We start from the raw sequence: 16,989 nt of genomic DNA on the forward strand, positions 1-16,989 counted from the left end.
TGGTCGAGGCCGTCGGCGCCCGTGGAGTCCCCCGCGGCAGGCGCCGGCGGCTCCATGTCTCCTGTGGGGGTCAACTCACGTGTCCTGTTCCAGTAACACCTACTTCGGCATGCCCACCCGCCGTCTGGCGGCCGCCACTGCCGCTGCCGCGGTCTCCGTCCTGGGCCTGCTGCCCGCGGCGACCGCGCAGGCCGACACCGGTGTGACCACCGGTAAGGCGGGTGCGGTCGTGCTCCGCACCGACCTCGATGTCTCCCTGCTCAACAAGACCGTCAGGGCTCCGCTCTCGGTCGCGCTGAACGATGTGCACGCGCCCGCGACCGCCAGTAAGACGGCGCTCAGCGCGGCCTTGGACGGCGTGGACGGGGGCCGGCCGTTCAATGTCCTGCGGGCCGATGTGGCCACCGCCCGGGCCGCGGCGGACAAGCAGCGCGCCGAGGGGTACTCCAACCTCGTCAACGCCCAGGTCCATGTCCCGGGCCTGGCCGCGGTGCCGCTGCTCACGGTCGAGCAGGTGACCTCGAAGGCGGTGTGTGCCGTCGGGAAGCGGCCGACCGCCCACTCCAACCTGCTCGGCAGCGTCAGTGTGCTCGGTCAGAAGGTCACCCTGCGCACGAGCGGCACCACCACCGTCGATGTGCCGTCGCTCGGCCAGGTCCGGCTCGACCTGTCGCGGACGGCCACCACCTCGCGCACGGCGGCGGCCACGGCCCTCAACCTGAAGGTCTCCGTGAACCCGCTCAAGCTGAACGTCTCGGAGGTCGAGGGGCAGGTCACCCTCGCCCGGGCGACCTGTGAGTCGCCCGTGGCCGCGGCGGTCGAGCCCAGCCCGAGCGTGGGCTCCCAGACCAAGCCCGAGCCCAAGCCGGAGCACCTGGCCGAGACCGGCGGCAGCTCGGCCACGCCGTACCTGGTGGCCGGTGGCGCCCTCCTGCTCGCCGTGGGCGGCGGCGCCGTCGTCCTGGCCCGCCGCCGCCGAGCCGCCACCACCCGCGGCGACGCCGCCTGACGCTGGTTCGTTGGGTCCGGCACCGGCGCCACTGCGTTGAGTCCGGCACCGGCGCCACCCGGCACCGGCGCCACCCGGCACCGGCGCCACCCGGCACCCGCGCCACCCGGTGCGGGTGCCAGGGCCGGGGCGGCTGTGCGCATGGGTGCGGACGTCGGGCATGGGCAGATGCGCATGGGCGCGGACGTCGGGCCCGGCGCCGCGGGCGCCGGTCCGGCAACGGATTCCGGCGCCGGGGTGCGGGTGCCGGGGCCAGGGACCGGGGCGCGAGTGCCGGTCCGGTGACGGATTTCGGCCCTGGGCGCTGGTGTCCGGGGCCGGCGCCGGGGTGCGAGTGCCGGGCCGGGGGACGGACTCCGACCCCGGTCGTGGGCACCGGGCCGGGTCGTGGGCACCGGGCCGGACCCTGCGCCCGAGCGCGCCCGGACGTCGGGCCGGGTCGTGGGCGCCGGGCCCGGACGTCGGGCCCGGGTCCGGCACCCACGACCCCGGCCCGACGTCCGGGCGCGCTCGGGCGCAGGGTCCGGTCATGAGGGCACGGGCGAGCCGTAGTTGATCGCGCTCCGCGCTCCTCGCGCCGACGCCGCGCGGGGCGCGGTCGGGCGGCGCGGTCAGGCGGCCGTGTCCGCTATCGCCTTCGCCAAGGCGATGACGAAGCGATCCGTCGTGGCGCGGTCGCGGACGGCGAGCCGGAGCCACTCCGGGCCGAGGCCCGGGAACGTGTCACCGCGGCGGACGGCGAAGCCCAGCTCGCGCAGCCGGGTGCGGACCGCCGCCGCGCCCGGCACACGGATCAGCAGAAACGGCCCGGCCGCCGGGCCGCACACCCGCATCTCGGCCAACTCCGCCAACTCGGCCAGCCGGTCGGCCAGATGGGCCCGGTCGGCGGCCGTACGGTCCGCGGCCCGGGCCGCCTCGGCGAGGGCGGACGGGGTGCAGCACGCCTCGGCCGCCGCCAGGGCCGGGCTGGACACCGGCCACAGCGGCTGGACCCGCTCCAGCGCCGCGATGGTGTCCGGCTCCGCCAGTACGTAGCCGATCCGCAGCCCCGCCAGGCCCCAGGTCTTGGTGAGGCTGCGCAGCACCACGAGCCCCGGCACATCGGTGCGGGCCGCCAGCGACTCCGACTCACCCGGGACGGCGTCCATGAACGCCTCGTCCACCACCAGTGTCCGCCCCGGCCGGGCGAGCCCGGCCACGGCGTCGGCCGGGTGCAGCACGGATGTGGGGTTGGTGGGGTTGCCGATCACCACCAGATCGGCGTCCTCCGGCACGGCGTCCGGGGACAGCCGGAAGCCGCCCCGCTCATCGAGGACCACGCGCTCCACCGTGTGCCCCGCATCCCGCAGCGCCGCCTCCGGCTCGGTGAACTGCGGATGCACCACCACCGGCCGTCGGGCCGGCAGGGCACGGGCGAGCAGGACGAACGCCTCCGCGGCGCCCGCCGTCAGCAGCACCCGGCCGACCGGAAGCCCATGGCGCGCGGCGACCGCCTCCCGTGCCGCCCGCCCGTCCGGATAGGCGGCCAACCCGTCGAGGGACGCGGCGATATGGGCCTTGAGCCAGTCCGGAGGCGTACCGGCCCGGACATTGACCGCGAGGTCCGTCAGGGCGGCGTCGGCACCCCGCACCTCCGCGTCCCCGTGATGCCGCAGATCGAACCCGGCGGACCCACCGTCGTCGGGCGGGGCAGCGGGCAGGTCCGCCGACGGCTCAGCGGACATCGGCGTGGGCATCGGGATGCGCGAAGGCATGGGCCTCATCGCTGAACCCGGCGCGCTCGCTGGTGTCGGCCACCTCCTCGTAGCGATCCATGACCAGGTCGGCCAACTCCCGCGCCGGGCCGATGACATCGGCCGAGACCACCTCGACCTCGGGGTAGGCGAGCCCCCAGCCCTCCGCTTGCTGCCGCACCCGCTCCAGGGCGTCACCCTCGAACAGGAAGTACGGCAGCACCACGACCCGCCGCGCCCCCAGCTTGGCGCAGCGGTCCAGGCCGGAGGCCACATCCGGGGCGGCGAGCGAGGCGAAGGCCACCTCGACGCCCGCGAAGCCACGGCCCTCCCACAGCAGCCGGGCCGCGCGGTGCACCTCGGCGTTGGCCTCGGGGAGCGGTGAACCGTCGCCCACCAGCAGCACGGTCGTCTCCGCGCGGTCCGAGGGCAGCCGGGGCCGATCGCCCAGCGCCTCGTCGAGCCGCCGCTCCAGCAGGCTCAGCAGCGTGCGGTGCGGGCCGAGCGGCCGGGCGGAGGCGAACGAGGCGTCGGCGTGCCGCTCCGCCTCCTGGGCCAGCGCGGCGGCGATGCCGTCTCTCGGGGGAGCCGCCGGGACCAGCGTCATCGGGACGACCGCGAAGCGGGTCACCCCTTCCCCGACGAGCCGGGTGACCGCGTCGGACAGCGGGTGGCTGCCCGGTCCGGTGAGGCCACCCGCCACGGGCAGGTCCGGGTGGCGTGCGGCCAACTCCCTGACGAATGCCTGGAAGGCGGCGGCATGCCTTTCGTCTCGCGTGCCGATGCCTGCGATGAGCAGGGCGGGCGGGGTCGTCACGAGGTCTCCTTGGTGCAGGTGGTGCGGGTCTCACGGTCAGCGGGGGGCGGGCTGCTCCGCCCCGAGACGTTACTGACCTGCGTCGGGGCGGTCGACGGCAGGTCTTCGCTGCCCGCCCTGCCCGGATTTGACCGCCGCCGGGCGACGAGCGACGGCACAGGTGGCCTTCCCGGGGCGGCCGTGCGGCGTGGACTTCCGCTTGGCGACGAGCAGTTCGCCACCGGGACCGGCGGCCAGCAGCGCGGCCGCCTCGGCGACCCCGGCCGTGCCCACGGCGGTGAGCGGCGCCGCGGACGGGTTCGGCACCTCCACCGCGGCCAGCGCCTCCGCGGGGTATCCGCACAGCGTCACCCCCAGCCGTTCGGCCGCCGTCAGCAGTCCGGCCTCCCCGGCCTTGGCCTCGACCGTGGCCAACTCGGCGACGCCGCACGGGGAAAGGCCCGCCTCGGCCAGGGTGGCCTCGACCAGCCCGAGCACCTCGCCGGCGGATACGCCCCGGCCGGCCCCGACCCCGACGACAAGCGATGCCCCGGGCCGGAAAGATGCCGTGCCCCGGCCGATGACCTCCACGTCAGCTCACCGCCTCGGCTCAACCGGCAGGGGACGCACATCTGTCGACGAACCGGGCCGCCGCCCCGGGGACCGAGGCCCAGTGCACATGCAGATAGGAGGCGTGCACATCTCCCTGTGCGAACCCTTCGGTACGACGCTCCGGGTGGACGAGCCCCCAGGCGGGCTCCGGCCCCGCTCCGGGCATGATGGTCGTGCGGTGGAACTCATGGCCGCGCACCCGCGTCCCCGCGGCGGCGAGTGAGGTGTCGGAGACGGCCACGGCCTCACGGTAGCCCAGCGTCAGACGTTCCGACATCCGTGCCTTCGCGGCCAGCACCCCGCACATCGGCTCCCCGTCCAGCGAATGCGCCAGATACAGCAGCCCGGCACATTCGGCGGCGATGGGCGCGCCGGACGCGGCGAGCCCGGCGACGGCCGCGCGCAGCGGCTCGTTCGCGGACAGCTCGGGGGCGTAGACCTCCGGGAAGCCGCCGCCGATCACCAGACCGCCGGTGCCCTCGGGGAGGCGCTCGTCCCGCAGCGGGTCGAAGGGGACGACCCGCGCCCCGGCCGCCGTGAGCAGCTCGGCGTGCTCCGCGTACGAGAAGGTGAAGGCGGCCCCGCCCGCCACGGCGACCACCGGCTGCGCCGACCGGCTGCCCCGGCCCCCGGCACCGGAAGCGACGGCCCGGTGTATCTCCTCCTCCGGATCCCAGGCCCGCCCGGACAGCGGCGGTGCGCTGCGCGCCAGCGCCAGCAGCCCGTCCAGATCGCAGCCCTCCCGCACCCGCGCCGCCAGCGCGGCCGCCGAATCGACCGCCTCCGCATGGCGCTCGGCCACCGGCACCAGACCCAGATGGCGGCTCGGGGCCCGCACCGCCCGCGTCCGGCGCAGCGCGCCGAACACCGGCACCCCGCACCCCTCCAGCGCCTCGCGCAGCATCGCCTCGTGACGGTCCGAAGCGACCTTGTTGAGGATCACCCCCGCGACCCGCACCTCGGGGTCCCAGGAGGCGAAGCCATGCACCAGCGCCGCCACCGACCGCGACTGCGACGACGCGTCCACCACCAGCACCACCGGCGCCCGCAGCAGCTTGGCCACATGTGCCGTCGAGGCCAGCTCGCCCTGCCCGGCCGCCCCGTCGAACAGGCCCATCACCCCCTCGACCAGGGCCAGATCGCAGCCCGCCGCCCCATGCAGGAACAGCGGCGCGATCCGGTCCGGACCGCACAGATAGGCGTCCAGATTCCGGCCCGGGCGCGCGCCCCCGGCCCGTGACCGGCCCGCCCCCAAGGCGCCCGAAGAGGCGGCCGAGGAGATCGCCAGCGCGTGATAGCCAGGGTCGATGTAGTCCGGGCCGACCTTGTGCGGGGACACATCCAGACCGCGCTCCGCGAAGGCGGCCATCAGCCCCGCCGTGACCGTCGTCTTCCCGCTGCCGGAGGCGGGCGCCGCGATCACCAGGCGCGGGACACTCACCACTCGATGCCTCGCTGGCCCTTCTGACCGGCGTCCATCGGATGCTTGACCTTGGACATGTCGGTGACCAGATCGGCGAAGTCCAGAAGCGGCGCCGGTGCGTTACGCCCCGTGATGACGACGTGCTGCGTCCCGGGCCGGTCCCGCAGCACCGCCACCACCTCGTCGGGGTCCACCCAGCCCCAGTGCATCGGATACGCGAACTCGTCCAGCACATAGAGCCGGTATGTCTCCGCCGCGAGATCGCGCTTGACCTGCTCCCAGCCCTCGCGTGCGGCCTCCTCGCTGGAAGCCATGTCGCGCTGGACCCACGACCAGCCCTCGCCCATCTTGTGCCATGCGACGGTCCCCCCTTCGCCCGAGTCGCCGAGGACGCGCAGCGCACGCTCCTCACCGACCCGCCATTTCGCGGACTTTACAAACTGGAATACACCGACCGGCCAGTTTTGGTTCCACGCCCGCAGCGCCAGCCCGAACGCCGCGGTCGACTTGCCCTTGCCCTGACCGGTGTGGACGAGCACCAGCGGACGGTTGCGGCGCTGGCGGGTGGTCAGCCCGTCGTCCGGCACGACGGTCGGTTGTCCTTGCGGCATCAGGCGGCCCTCCGAGGGTTCGAAACGGTTCGTACATCGCGCACCAGCGCGGTCACGCTGTCCGCGCGCAGCTCGTCGAGTGTCACCGGAGTGCCCCGCAGTTCGCGGGCGAGCGCGCCCGCGAGCCCCAGCCGCACCGGCCCCGACTCGCAGTCCACGACCACCGAGGCGACCCCGTCGCCCGCGAGCATCCGCGCCGCGCGCCCGGCCCGCTCGACCGGCGTGGGCCCGCCGGACCGCCGCGCCTCCGTGGCCCGGCCGTCGGTCACCACGACCAGCAGCGGACGGCGTGCGGGATCCCGCAGCCGCTCCACCCGCAGCACCTCCCGGGCCTTCAACAGCCCGGCCGCCAGCGGCGTACGGCCGCCCGTCGGCAGCCGCTCCAGCCGGGCGGCGGCCGCGTCCACCGACGAGGTGGGCGGCAGCGCCAGCGCGGCGTCCGCCCCCCGGAAGGTGATCAGCCCGACCTTGTCCCGCCGTTGGTAGGCGTCGAGCAGCAGCGACAGCACCGCGCCCTTGATCGCGCTCATCCGCTTGCGCGCGGCCATCGAGCCCGACGCGTCCACCACGAACAGCACGAGATTGCCCTCCCGGCCCTCGCGCACCGCCTCGCGCAGATCGTCCCGGCGCACCAGCAGCCCGGGCCCGCGCCGTCCGCGCGCCAGTTGATGCGGGGCGGCCGCCCGGACGGTGGCCGACAGATGCAGCGCGGAGAGCGTCCCCCGCGGGCGGCGCGCTCCGGTGGTGCGGCCGTGCGCGCTGCGGGCGCGCGAGCGACGCCCTGCGGCGCCCTCGCCCAGGCCGGGGACGTCGAGCCGCCGGGTCCGGAACGGTTCGGCGGCGCCCACGGCCGCCCGCTCACCGCCGGCCCCGCCCGCACCGCCGTCCGCTTCGCCCGCCCCGCCGTCGTGATCGGCCGGGGCGGAGTCGGGCTCGCGATCGGCCGCCTCGTGCTCACCCGCGCGCTGGTCGGGGACGGACGGCCCGGGTTCGGCGGGCGGCGCCTGCTGCTCCCGTGTCCCGTCGCCCGCGCCCTCCTGCGGTCCGCCTTCGGGGCCGCCCGGGTCGTCCGGTCCGGAGCCGCCCGGCCCGTCCTCGGGGCCCGGGTCCGGGTCCGGCTCCGGGTCGTCCTCCTCGAACCGCCGCAGGATCTCGTCCAGTTTGTCCTCGTCGAGCCCCGGTGCGTCGAACGGCGCCCGCCGCCGGCGGTGGGGGAGCGACAGCAGCGCCGCCCCCCGTACGTCCTCGGTCCTGACGTCGGTGCGCCCCGCCCAGGCGGCCAGCGCGGTCGCGGTACGGGCCGTCACGATGTCCGCGCGCATCCCGTCCACCTCGAACCCGGCGCACACCGCCGCGATCTGCCGCAGCGCGCGGTCGCCGAGAGCCACCCGCGGCAGCAGGGCGCGGGCCGTCGCGATGCGCTCCCGCAGGGCCTCCTCGTCCGCCGCCCAGCGCGCCGCGAACCCCTCGGGGTCCTCGTCGTACGCCAGCCGCCGCCGCACCACCTCGACCCGCTCCTCGGTGTCGCGGGACGCCGCGACCTCCACCGTGAGACCGAAGCGGTCCAGCAACTGCGGCCGCAGCTCGCCCTCTTCGGGGTTCATGGTGCCCACCAGGAGGAAGCGCGCCGCGTGCCGTACGGACACCCCCTCGCGCTCCACATAGGAGGCGCCCATGGCGGCCGCGTCGAGCAGCAGGTCGATCAGGTGGTCGTGGAGCAGATTGACCTCGTCGACGTAGAGCACCCCGCGGTGGGCGTCCGCGAGGAGCCCGGGCTCGAACGCCTTCACGCCGTCCGACAGCGCCCGCTCGATGTCGAGCGCGCCCACCAGCCGGTCCTCGGAGGCGCCCACAGGGAGTTCGACCATCCGCGCGGGGCGCGCCTCGCCCGTGCCCGGCTCATGGGGCCCGTCCGGGCAGGACGGGTCGGGCGCGGCCGGATCGCAGGAGAACCGGCACCCGGCCACCACGTCCACCTCGGGCAGCAGCGAGGCGATCGCTCTTACGGCGGTGCTCTTGGCCGTGCCCTTCTCGCCGCGCACCAGGACACCGCCCACGGCGGGCGAGACGGCGTTGAGGAGCAGGGCGAGCCGCAGGCCGTCCATGCCGACGATCGCGCTGAAGGGGTAGGTGGTGGTCACGCGGCGATACCTCCTGGGGTGCGTGGGCGGAGCGGTCCGGTGTGGGGGCGGGGGTTCGTCACGTCATCGCCCCTGGCACCCCCGGGGGGACGAACGGCAGCCCCTCCGGGACGCCCTCCTCGATGAGCCGCAGCAGCGCGTCCGTGTCGGCGTGCTCCTCGATCAGGTCGCCGAGGCGGTCGAGCTGCTCCTCGCGCAGCTCGCCGAAGCGGGTGTCCGGCGCCGGTACGAACGCCCGGCCCGCCGCGGTGGCCACCCGCCGCAGAAACGCCCGCCGGAAGCCGTCGCTCTCCAGCGAGCCGTGCCAGTGCGTGCCCCACACCGAGCCCACCCGGCAGCCGTCCAGGAAGGGCTCCTCGGCCCCGTCCAGCAGCTCGGCGACCCCGTGGTGGATCTCGTAGCCCTCCACCCGCTCGCCGAGCGCCTCGCCCACCGGCCGGGCCAGGGTCTTCTCGGCCGCGAACCGCACCCGCACCGGCAGCAGCCCGAGCCCGGCGACCGTCCCGGCCTTCGACTCGACCTCGTCCTCGATGCGCTCCCCGAGCGCCTGGAAGCCGCCGCAGACGCCCAGCACCGGACGGCCCTCGGCGGCCCGCCGGGCGATCGCGTCGGCCAGCCCGCGCTCACGCAGCCACTCCAGCGCCCTTATGGTGCCCCGGGTGCCCGGCAGCACCACCAGATCGGCGTCGGCCAGCTCCTCGGGCCGGTCCACGAACCGCACGATCACGCCCGGCTCGGCCGCCAGCGCGTCCACGTCCGTGAAGTTGGACATCAGCGGCACGGCGGCCACCGCGATCCGCAGGACGTCCGCGCCGTAAGGAGGCGCCACGACGCTCTCCCGCACCGCGCCGCGCAGCGACACCCGCAGCCCGTCCTCCTCGTCGATCCCCAGTCCGTGGGCGAACGGGAGCACCCCCACGGTCGGGCGCCCGGTGAGGTCGCGCAGCATCTCCAGACCGGGCTCCAGAAGGCTCACATCGCCGCGGAACTTGTTCACCAGATAGGCGGCCACATGCCGTTGGTCCGCCGCGGACAGCAGCGCGGTCGTGCCGAAGAAGGACGCGAAGACGCCACCGCGGTCGATGTCCCCGACCACCACGACCGGAAGCCCGGCGGCGCGCGCCAGCCCCATGTTGACGATGTCGGTGCGGCGCAGATTGATCTCGGCCGGACTGCCCGCGCCCTCGCAGATCACCGCGTCATGGGTGCGCCGCAGCTCCTCCAGGCACTCCGTGACCGTCCCCAGCAGGGCCTCACGCCCCGCGGAGAGCTGCTCGCCGGGCGAGGGGGCTCCGGGCCCGCCGAAGTACCCGCGCGCGCTCAGCTCGCCCACGGGCTTGCCCAGCAGCACCACTTGGCTGCTGCGGTCGCTGCCCGGCTTCAGCAGGACCGGGTTCATCAGCGCGCTCGGCTCGACGCGCGCGGCGGCCGCCTGCATGGCCTGCGCCCGCCCGATCTCCGCCCCCTCCCGGGTGACGAAGGAGTTGAGCGACATGTTCTGCGCCTTGAAGGGCGCCACGCTGACGCCCTTACGGGCGAGCCACCGGCAGATCCCGGCCGTCACCACGCTCTTGCCCGCGTCGGAGGTCGTGCCCGCGACGAGCAGCCCCCCGCCGCGTGCCCCGGAACCGTCCGTGCCGCCCTTACCGTGTATCCCGCTCATCGACCGCCCCTTCCCAAGGCCCGGGGCCGCCCCGTCAACGCACTCAGGACCGGCCGGGCCGCTATGGACACCCCGAGCGCCAGGACGCCGACGCGCCGCGACAGCCGTATCGCCCGCTCGATGTCCGCCGACTCCACCGGCCGCCCGCCGGAGTTGAGCACCGGCCGGTGCTCGACCCGGCCGCCGTACGCGAGGGTGCCGCCCAGCCGGACGCCGAGCGCGCCCGCGAAGGACGCCTCCACCGGGCCCGCGTTGGGGCTCGGATGGCGTCGGCCGTCGCGCCGCCAGGCGCGCCACGCACCGCGCGGATCGGGGCCCGCGAGCGTCGCCAGGGCCGCCGTAAGGCGCGCACCGGGCCAGCCGGCCACATCGTCCAGCCGGGCCGCCGCCCAGCCGAACCGCCGGTGGCGCGGAGACTTGTGGCCCACCATGGCGTCCAGGGTGTTGACGGCGCGGAACCCTATGAGCCCCGGCACGCCGCCCACGGCGCCCCACACCAGCGCGCCCACGACCGCGTCGGAGGTGTTCTCGGCGACCGATTCGACGACCGCGCGGGCGATCTGCGGCCCGTCCAGCCCCTGCGGATCGCGGCCGCACAGATGCGGCAGCCGCTCCCGGGCGACCTCGAGGTCCCCGGCGGCCAGCGCCCCGCCGACGGCCCGTGCCTCACGGCCCAGGCTCGTGCCGCCCAGCACGGCCCAGGTGGCGGCGGCGGTCAGCGCGACCTCCGCGCCACGGCGGCCGCCGCGGCCCCGTACGGCGCGGGTCAGCAGCGCGGCACCGGCGGCCGCGCCGCCCGCGCACAACGCGGTGTGCAGGGCCCCGTAGCCCCGGTGGTCGCGCCACAGCCGGCGCTCGGCGGCCGCGGCGGCGCGCCCGAACGCGGCCACCGGATGGCCGCGGCGCGGATCACCCGTGGCGAGGTCGCCGAGGAAGCCGAGGGCCACGCCGCACGCGAACGAGGCGTGATCGGCACGCATCCGTCAGGCCGCCGTCACGCCTCGGCGCGGCGATACCCGGACAGAAGGGCCGGAGGGTCCGGAAGAGCCGGAGCGGACAGGGAGGGCTGGCGGCGTGGCGATGCCGGGCATGGCGGTATGTCCTCACTCAGGGTCCTCGCCCTGGTTCGACGTGACCGGCGGTGAGAGTCTCCTGGCTCCCGGATCCGCGGCCTTCCCGGTCTTCCAGCCCGCGTACGCGACGAACCGTACGGACGAGCCGTGACCCCATACAGGCGATGGGAAGGTGCTCCCCGGTGACAGTGGCGGGACCGCGCCGGATTCTCACCGGCTTCCTCTCCTGCCGCCGTTTGGCTCGGGAAGTCCACCATGGGCCGCGAATGGCCGTCAACTCGCATATGACCCATGACGCCCGAGTGTGCCGAGCCCCACAGACAACCGCCCCTCACAGGACGGCCACCGGACGGTCGGCGCTGGTCAGCGCCACCATCCGGCGGCCGGTGGGTGGTTCGAGGAAGCGGCGTCCTCAGGCGACGATCAGATAGATGCCGTACGCCACGACCGCCGCGCACACCGCGAAGCAGGCGTACGCGCCGGTGCGCGCGAGCGCGGAAGTGCCCACCGCGCCCCCGGGCACGGTGGCGGCCGTGCCGCCCTGCTCCGGTGCCGCCTTACGGGAGGTGCCGACGATGCCCAGGGTGAAGACGCCCACCATGCCGACCGTCACCGCGAGGCTGACGCCGAAGACCTGGCCGAGTGCCGCCCAGTCGATGCTCATGTTTCCTGGCTCCTTAACGGGTGCTGCTGCTCGCGGCGGCGGGGGTGGGGATCTGCTCGGGCGTGTTCTCCGAGGTGCCGTCCTCGGGGGCGGCGCTCGCCGTACCGGCGGGCGGCGGGGCCACGGACCGCAGGGCGGCCGTGACGGCGCCCACCGGCTCCTGGCTGCCGACCTCGTTGACGTTGGTGTGGTCCACGGGCTTGCGGCGCGACAGCATCCAGATCGCCCCGCAGGCCAGGACGGCGAGCACGGCCACCGCCGTGATTCCCGCGTTCCCCTGGTCGGCCAGGAGCGCGGCGGCGCCCGCCACCAGACCCGCGGCCGGGAGGGTCAGCACCCAGGCGACCACCATGCGGCCCGCGGTCGACCAGCGCACCACGGCGCCCTTACGGCCGACACCCGCGCCCATGACGGCGCCGGAGCAGACCTGGGTGGTGGACAGCGCGAAGCCGATGTGGGAGGAGGCGAGGATGACGGTCGCGGCGCCGGTCTGGGCGGCGAAGCCCTGCGGCGGCTGGATGTCGGTGATGCCCTTGCCCATGGTGCGGATGATGCGCCAGCCGCCCAGGTAGGTGCCGAGCGCGATGGCCAGGCCCGCCGAGACGATGACCCACAGCGGCGGGTCGGAGTCGGGCGCCACCACGTTCCCGGTGACCAGCGCCAGGGTGATCACGCCCATCGTCTTCTGGGCGTCGTTGGTGCCGTGGGCCAGGGAGACCAGGGCGGCCGAGGCGATCTGCCCCGCGCGGTAGCCCTTCGCGGTGTCCTCGGGGGAGCGGTCGCGGCCGAGCCGGTAGGTGAGCCGGGTGGCGGCCAGCGTGGCGATCCCGGCCACGATCGGCGCGGCGACGGCGGGGATCAGGACCTTCATGACGATCGCGTCGCCGTTGACCCCGTCCAGGCCGACGGAGACCACGGTGGCGCCGATCAGACCGCCGAACAGGGCGTGTGACGAACTGGAGGGGAGTCCGGCGAGCCACGTCACCAGATTCCACAGGATCGCGCCGACGAGTCCCGCGAAGATCACTTCTGGCTGGATACCGGATCCCTCGTCGATGATCCCGCCGGAGATGGTCTTGGCCACCTCCACGGACAGGAACGCGCCGACGAGATTGAGGACGGCCGACATCGCCACCGCCACCCTGGGCCCGAGTGCTCCCGTGGAGATGGTGGTGGCCATGGCGTTAGCCGTGTCGTGAAAGCCGTTCGTGAAGTCGAACACCAAGGCCGTGACGATCACGATCCCGATGAGAAGCGTGATGTGTTCCATACACCCGGTCAATCAGTTCGAAGGTCGTTAGTGGCACGGTGAACGTAAGGAAACAGGGTGAACGGGAGATGAACTGAGCAGGGCATCGGGGTGACATGGTTGCGGGATCACCAAGGCCCTGTGAATTCCAGCCTACGTTCCCATGTCGTACGGGAGTTGAGGCGCTATCGAGAGCCGCCGGAGCGGGCCCCGGGACCGGCCACGCGGCCGCCCGCCGTTCCCCCACGTTCACCCGCCCGCGATCGGGTGCCCACGAAGCGCGGCCGTAGTCGCCCGCCGTGCCCGTTCCGGTCCCGCCGCCGCGCGGCCGGCGGCCGCCTGGAAGGATCGGGCCTCGGAGGTGAGGGCAGGTGACCCAGTCGCGATCCACGCGGCAGCCGCAGCCGCGGCTGACCCATCCCCTGCGGCAGGCATGGACGCAGGTGGTGAGTACGGCCCGCAGGACCACCGCCGACGGCCTGGTCGTCGGCACGTCGGGCAATGTCTCGGCCCGGGTCGGCGACACCGTCCTGGTGACCCCGAGCGGCGTCCCCTACGACCGGCTCGGCCCCAGGGACGCCGTCGCCGTCGACCTGGACGGACAGCAGGTCCTCGGCACGCTGAAGCCCACCAGCGAGCTGCCCATGCACCTCGCGATCTACCGGGAGACCGACGCCGGGGCCGTGGTCCACACCCACGCCGTCCACGCCACGGCCGTCTCCACGCTCGTCGACGAGCTCCCCGCGATCCACTACATGACCGCCGCCCTCGGCGGCCCGGTCCGCGTCGCGCCCTACGCGCTCTACGGCACGGACGAACTGGCCGACGCCATGCTCGAGGCGCTGCGCGACCGCAGCGGCTGCCTGCTGCGCAACCACGGCACCGTCGTCCACGGAGCCACCCTGGACCAGGCGTACGACCGCACCGCCCAGCTCGAATGGATGTGCCAGGTCTGGCTCACCGCGGTCTCCGTCCCCGGCCGCACCCCGTCCCTGATCCCGCCGGACGAGATGCGGCGCGCCGCCGAGAAGCTGAGCGGCTACGGCCAGAAGGGCTGAGCCCGCCCGGCACGCCCCCGGACCCCGGCCGGGCGGTCACCCGGCCGGGTACGCCCGCTGGCCGGGGGCTGCCTCCCCGACCACACTGGGAGGGATGCGTCTGCGAACAACGGCGGTCGCGGCCGCCACCACCCTGCTGAGTGTCGGCGTGGCCGCGGTGGCGGCCGGACGGTACGCCACCAGCGCTGCGCTGAAACCGGCCGCCAACCGCCCGCTGCCGAACGAGGCGCCGCTGACCGTCCACGCGACCGCGGCCGGCCAGATCACCCTGACCCGCTCGCTCGCCTCGCTGCGCCCCGGCACCTACGGCCTCACCGGCCGCTCCTGCCACGCCGTCGTCGGCCCCGTCATCGAGGACGCCCCGCACCCCGCCGACTGCGTCGTACGCCGCCTGGAGCGGGTCACCCACGGCGAGCTCACCCCCGGCACCCGGGTGCGGCTGACCCCCCAGGTGCACATCGGCAACCCGCGGGACGCGCTCGGCATCGACCACGCCGACGTGGACGTGCCCGGCGAACTCGGTCCGCTGCCCGCCTGGTTCATCCCGGGCGAACGTTCCACATGGGTGATCACCACCCATGGCCTCGGCACCACCCGTGAGCACCCTATGGTCGTCATGCCCTTCCTGCGGCAGCTGCGGGTGCCGGTGCTCGACCTCGCCTACCGCGGGGACCCCGGCGCCCCGCGCTCCGAGGACGGCATATCCCACCTCGGCGACACCGAGTGGCGCGACCTGGACGCGGCCATCCGCTACGCGGTGGGGTACGGGGCGACCGGGGTCGTGCTGCACGGCTGGTCCATCGGCGCCTCGATGGCCCTCCACGCCGCCGCCAACTCCGCGCTGCGGCACCGCGTCATCGGTCTCGTCCTGGACTCCCCGGTGCTCGACTGGCAGGCCACCCTGCGCGCCCTCGCCGCGGCCCGCGGCATCCCCGCGCCACTGCTCCCGCTCGCCCTGCGCGCCGCCGAGGGGCGCACCGGACTCCACGACAGCAGGCTCCCGGAGGTGGCCGACCCGGAGCGGCTGTCCGTGCCCACGCTCGTCGCCCACGGCCCCGACGACACCCTCGCGCCCTGGCACGTCTCGCGCGAACTCGTCGACCGCCGACGCGATCTGGTGACCCTTCACACGGTGCGGCAGGCCCCGCACGCGGCCATGTGGAACGCGGACCCCGAGGCGTACGAGGAGGCGCTTCGGCGCTTTCTGGTACCGCTCCTGTAGCGCCCGTAAGGCGACCTCCCGCGCCGCCCGACCTCCTGTAGCGCCCCGTAAGGCGTTCGCGAAAGCGCGTGCGGGGCGGCGCGGGAGGCGTTCGCGGGGCGGCGGCGGAAGCGTCCGTAAGATGGCGTGAACCCTTCGCGGCGACCGCCGGACGGGTGCCGATTGGGCTTTCGGGCCGTCAACGGCGAGACTGCTTCCGTGACGTCCCGTACTCCGCGCGACTCCCGGCTCCGACTTGTCCGCAACCGGCCGATGGCCACGGCCCGCCGGCCCGCGGTGAACCGCGGCTCAAGACCGGCGCCCCGTCCGCCGGAGGGCACTCCGCCCCCGTCGGAGCTGGCCCGGCAGGCCAGGGCGGGGCTCACCGGGGCCGTGGCGATCGCCCACTGGGCCGCGGCCGAGCACGGCGCTCCCGGCGCGCTGTCCGACGAGGCCGCCGCCCGCGCCGCCGAGGCGCTCGGGGTGAGCGAGCGGGAGGTGCGGACCGACTGGGACCGCGCCCGCCTCATCGGCCTCATCGAGCACCACGCGGGCACCACCCGCCCCGGCTGGCGGCTCCAGGCGTGGGACCGGGACGACAGCGCGGTGCTGCGGGGCTGGGTCGCGCTCCTGGACGCGTGGTCCCTGGCCTGTCCCGCTCCCGAGACGGCCGAGCCGACGGCGGTCGCGGAGGTCGTCGAGGCCGTACCCCAGCTGCTCTCCCTGCTCCAGCTCTCGGCCGGCCCCGTGCAGATCTCCGCCCTGCTGGACATGCTCCGGCAGCGGGTCGCCGAACTGCGCACCGAGCGGTGCGAGGTCCCCCAGGAGGCCACGGAGCCCCGGGAGCCCGCCGATGGCGCCGGGGGCGCCGCGAGTGCCGACGACACCGAGGCCACCGAGGACACCAAGGACGCCGAGGACGCCGCCACGCTGGAGGGGCTGCTCGACTGGGCCCTGGACGCCCTCTCGTCCGTCGGGGCGCTCACGGTGCGGGAGGAACCCCAGGACGGCCCGGAGGGGCCGGGGGGCGCCGGGAGCGGGTCCGACGACGCCAAGGGCGACCGCCGGGAGGCCGAGCTGACCGCGCTCGGCAACTGGGCGGTGTGGGTCAAGCTGGAGCAGATCTGCGTCGCCGCCCAGAGCCCGGCCGGGAACATCGAGCAGCCCGCCGCCGACATGCTGCGCGGCTGTGCGGGCCTGACCCCGGGCCCCGCCCGCGCCGAATACCGGGCCTGGCTGGCGGCCCGCCCCGTCGGCAGCGCCGTCATCGAGCTCATCGACGCGGCGCGCGGCGACGACGCGCTGCTGCGCGGGCTCGCCTTCGAGGCGCTGCGCGTCGTCGGGGCGCCCGCCGAGCCCAACGTACGGGCGGTCGTCGACGAATCGTGTCTGCGGCCGTACGCGCTTTTGTGGCTCGCCGAGCACGAGGGCGCCGACCCGGACGAGGCGCTGGACGCGCTCACCCGCGAGGAGGCCACCTGGCTGTGGGTGGACACCGCCGCGGCCATCTCCGACCATGGGGAGAGCCCGCTGCTCGTCCGCCACCTGGAGTCCGCCGTCCAGGGCACCGTGCCCGCGCTGCTGGCCGAGGTACGGGCCGTGGGGCACCCCCGCACCGTGCAGGTCCTGGTGGCGCTGGCCGCGGCCCACCCCGATCCGGCCCTGGCCAAGGCGGTGCGCCGGGCGGCCTTCCAGGTGCACACGGGCGGGGCCTGAGGGGAGCGGCGGCGGGGAAAGCCGGGGGAAAAACGACTTG

The 16,989-nt window shown here is 75.2% G+C and carries 13 protein-coding genes, 1 pseudogene and 1 riboswitch; of the genes and pseudogenes, 4 read left to right on the forward strand and 10 right to left on the reverse strand.

Features of this window, described 5'->3' with window-relative positions; translation table 11 throughout:
• Positions 1–109: 109 nt before the first annotated feature.
• A complete protein-coding gene (locus ACZ6TD_RS35340) occupies positions 110–1,009 on the forward strand; it encodes an SCO1860 family LAETG-anchored protein (RefSeq protein WP_471358321.1) in 900 nt (299 codons plus the stop codon).
• A 611-nt stretch (positions 1,010–1,620) separates the two neighbouring features.
• Here ACZ6TD_RS35340 and cobC read toward each other — a convergent pair.
• The 10 genes and pseudogenes from cobC to ACZ6TD_RS35390 form a co-directional block, all read right to left on the reverse strand.
• Positions 1,621–2,733: an Rv2231c family pyridoxal phosphate-dependent protein CobC gene (gene cobC / locus ACZ6TD_RS35345; RefSeq protein ID WP_471344650.1), complete on the reverse strand. Its 1,113-nt coding sequence runs from the start codon at positions 2,731–2,733 to the stop codon at positions 1,621–1,623.
• Positions 2,723–3,559 carry a sirohydrochlorin chelatase gene (locus tag ACZ6TD_RS35350; RefSeq protein WP_471344652.1) on the reverse strand — a complete coding sequence of 279 codons (837 nt, stop codon included), beginning with the start codon at positions 3,557–3,559 and terminating at the stop codon, positions 2,723–2,725. The genes cobC and ACZ6TD_RS35350 overlap by 11 nt, the downstream gene beginning before the upstream one ends.
• Before the next feature lie 138 nt (positions 3,560–3,697).
• Positions 3,698–4,105 (reverse strand): annotated as a pseudogene (locus ACZ6TD_RS35355) (cobalamin biosynthesis protein); the annotation flags it as partial.
• A gap of 43 nt (positions 4,106–4,148) precedes the next feature.
• On the reverse strand, positions 4,149–5,594 hold the full coding sequence (locus tag ACZ6TD_RS35360; protein ID WP_471344654.1) for a cobyrinate a,c-diamide synthase: 1,446 nt from the start codon (positions 5,592–5,594) through the stop codon (positions 4,149–4,151).
• Positions 5,588–6,184: a cob(I)yrinic acid a,c-diamide adenosyltransferase gene (cobO, locus tag ACZ6TD_RS35365; RefSeq protein ID WP_138911243.1), complete on the reverse strand. Its 597-nt coding sequence runs from the start codon at positions 6,182–6,184 to the stop codon at positions 5,588–5,590. Before cobO ends, ACZ6TD_RS35360 begins: the two co-directional genes overlap by 7 nt.
• A complete protein-coding gene (locus ACZ6TD_RS35370; protein WP_471344656.1) occupies positions 6,184–8,325 on the reverse strand; it encodes a putative cobaltochelatase in 2,142 nt (713 codons plus the stop codon). Before ACZ6TD_RS35370 ends, cobO begins: the two co-directional genes overlap by 1 nt.
• Positions 8,326–8,383: 58 nt before the next feature.
• The gene (locus ACZ6TD_RS35375) at positions 8,384–9,988 is read right to left on the reverse strand and encodes a cobyric acid synthase (RefSeq protein ID WP_471344658.1); all 1,605 of its coding nucleotides are present in this window, start codon (positions 9,986–9,988) and stop codon (positions 8,384–8,386) included.
• Positions 9,985–10,968 (reverse strand): cobalamin biosynthesis protein, encoded by a 984-nt coding sequence (locus ACZ6TD_RS35380; protein ID WP_471344659.1) that lies wholly within the window; start codon positions 10,966–10,968, stop codon positions 9,985–9,987. Before ACZ6TD_RS35380 ends, ACZ6TD_RS35375 begins: the two co-directional genes overlap by 4 nt.
• Before the next feature lie 146 nt (positions 10,969–11,114).
• A riboswitch (cobalamin riboswitch) is annotated at positions 11,115–11,331 on the reverse strand.
• A gap of 142 nt (positions 11,332–11,473) precedes the next feature.
• Positions 11,474–11,725 (reverse strand): hypothetical protein, encoded by a 252-nt coding sequence (locus ACZ6TD_RS35385; RefSeq protein ID WP_471344661.1) that lies wholly within the window; start codon positions 11,723–11,725, stop codon positions 11,474–11,476.
• A gap of 13 nt (positions 11,726–11,738) precedes the next feature.
• The gene (locus ACZ6TD_RS35390) at positions 11,739–12,995 is read right to left on the reverse strand and encodes an inorganic phosphate transporter (protein ID WP_471344662.1); all 1,257 of its coding nucleotides are present in this window, start codon (positions 12,993–12,995) and stop codon (positions 11,739–11,741) included.
• 350 nt (positions 12,996–13,345) lie between these two features.
• Between ACZ6TD_RS35390 and ACZ6TD_RS35395 the strand changes: the two genes are divergently transcribed.
• From ACZ6TD_RS35395 to ACZ6TD_RS35405, 3 genes are all read left to right on the forward strand, one after another.
• Positions 13,346–14,032 (forward strand): class II aldolase/adducin family protein, encoded by a 687-nt coding sequence (locus ACZ6TD_RS35395; protein WP_471344664.1) that lies wholly within the window; start codon positions 13,346–13,348, stop codon positions 14,030–14,032.
• 94 nt (positions 14,033–14,126) lie between these two features.
• Complete coding sequence (locus ACZ6TD_RS35400) at positions 14,127–15,254, forward strand: alpha/beta hydrolase (protein ID WP_471344666.1); 1,128 nt, start codon at positions 14,127–14,129, stop codon at positions 15,252–15,254.
• 198 nt (positions 15,255–15,452) lie between these two features.
• Entirely contained in the window at positions 15,453–16,949 is a 1,497-nt protein-coding gene (locus tag ACZ6TD_RS35405) for a hypothetical protein (protein ID WP_471344668.1), read from the forward strand.
• The last annotated feature ends 40 nt before the right edge of the window (positions 16,950–16,989 follow it).

It is taken from the genome of Streptomyces yongxingensis (assembly GCF_055597465.1).

Coding starts and splice junctions, on each gene's coding strand:
- ACZ6TD_RS35340 (WP_471358321.1), top strand. CDS start 110: ATGCCCACCCGCCGTCTGGCGGCCGCCACTGCCGCTGCCGCGGTCTCC.
- cobC (WP_471344650.1), bottom strand. CDS start 2,733: ATGTCCGCTGAGCCGTCGGCGGACCTGCCCGCTGCCCCGCCCGACGAC.
- cobO (WP_138911243.1), bottom strand. CDS start 6,184: ATGCCGCAAGGACAACCGACCGTCGTGCCGGACGACGGGCTGACCACC.
- ACZ6TD_RS35375 (WP_471344658.1), bottom strand. CDS start 9,988: ATGAGCGGGATACACGGTAAGGGCGGCACGGACGGTTCCGGGGCACGC.
- ACZ6TD_RS35380 (WP_471344659.1), bottom strand. CDS start 10,968: ATGCGTGCCGATCACGCCTCGTTCGCGTGCGGCGTGGCCCTCGGCTTC.
- ACZ6TD_RS35385 (WP_471344661.1), bottom strand. CDS start 11,725: ATGAGCATCGACTGGGCGGCACTCGGCCAGGTCTTCGGCGTCAGCCTC.
- ACZ6TD_RS35390 (WP_471344662.1), bottom strand. CDS start 12,995: ATGGAACACATCACGCTTCTCATCGGGATCGTGATCGTCACGGCCTTG.
- ACZ6TD_RS35400 (WP_471344666.1), top strand. CDS start 14,127: ATGCGTCTGCGAACAACGGCGGTCGCGGCCGCCACCACCCTGCTGAGT.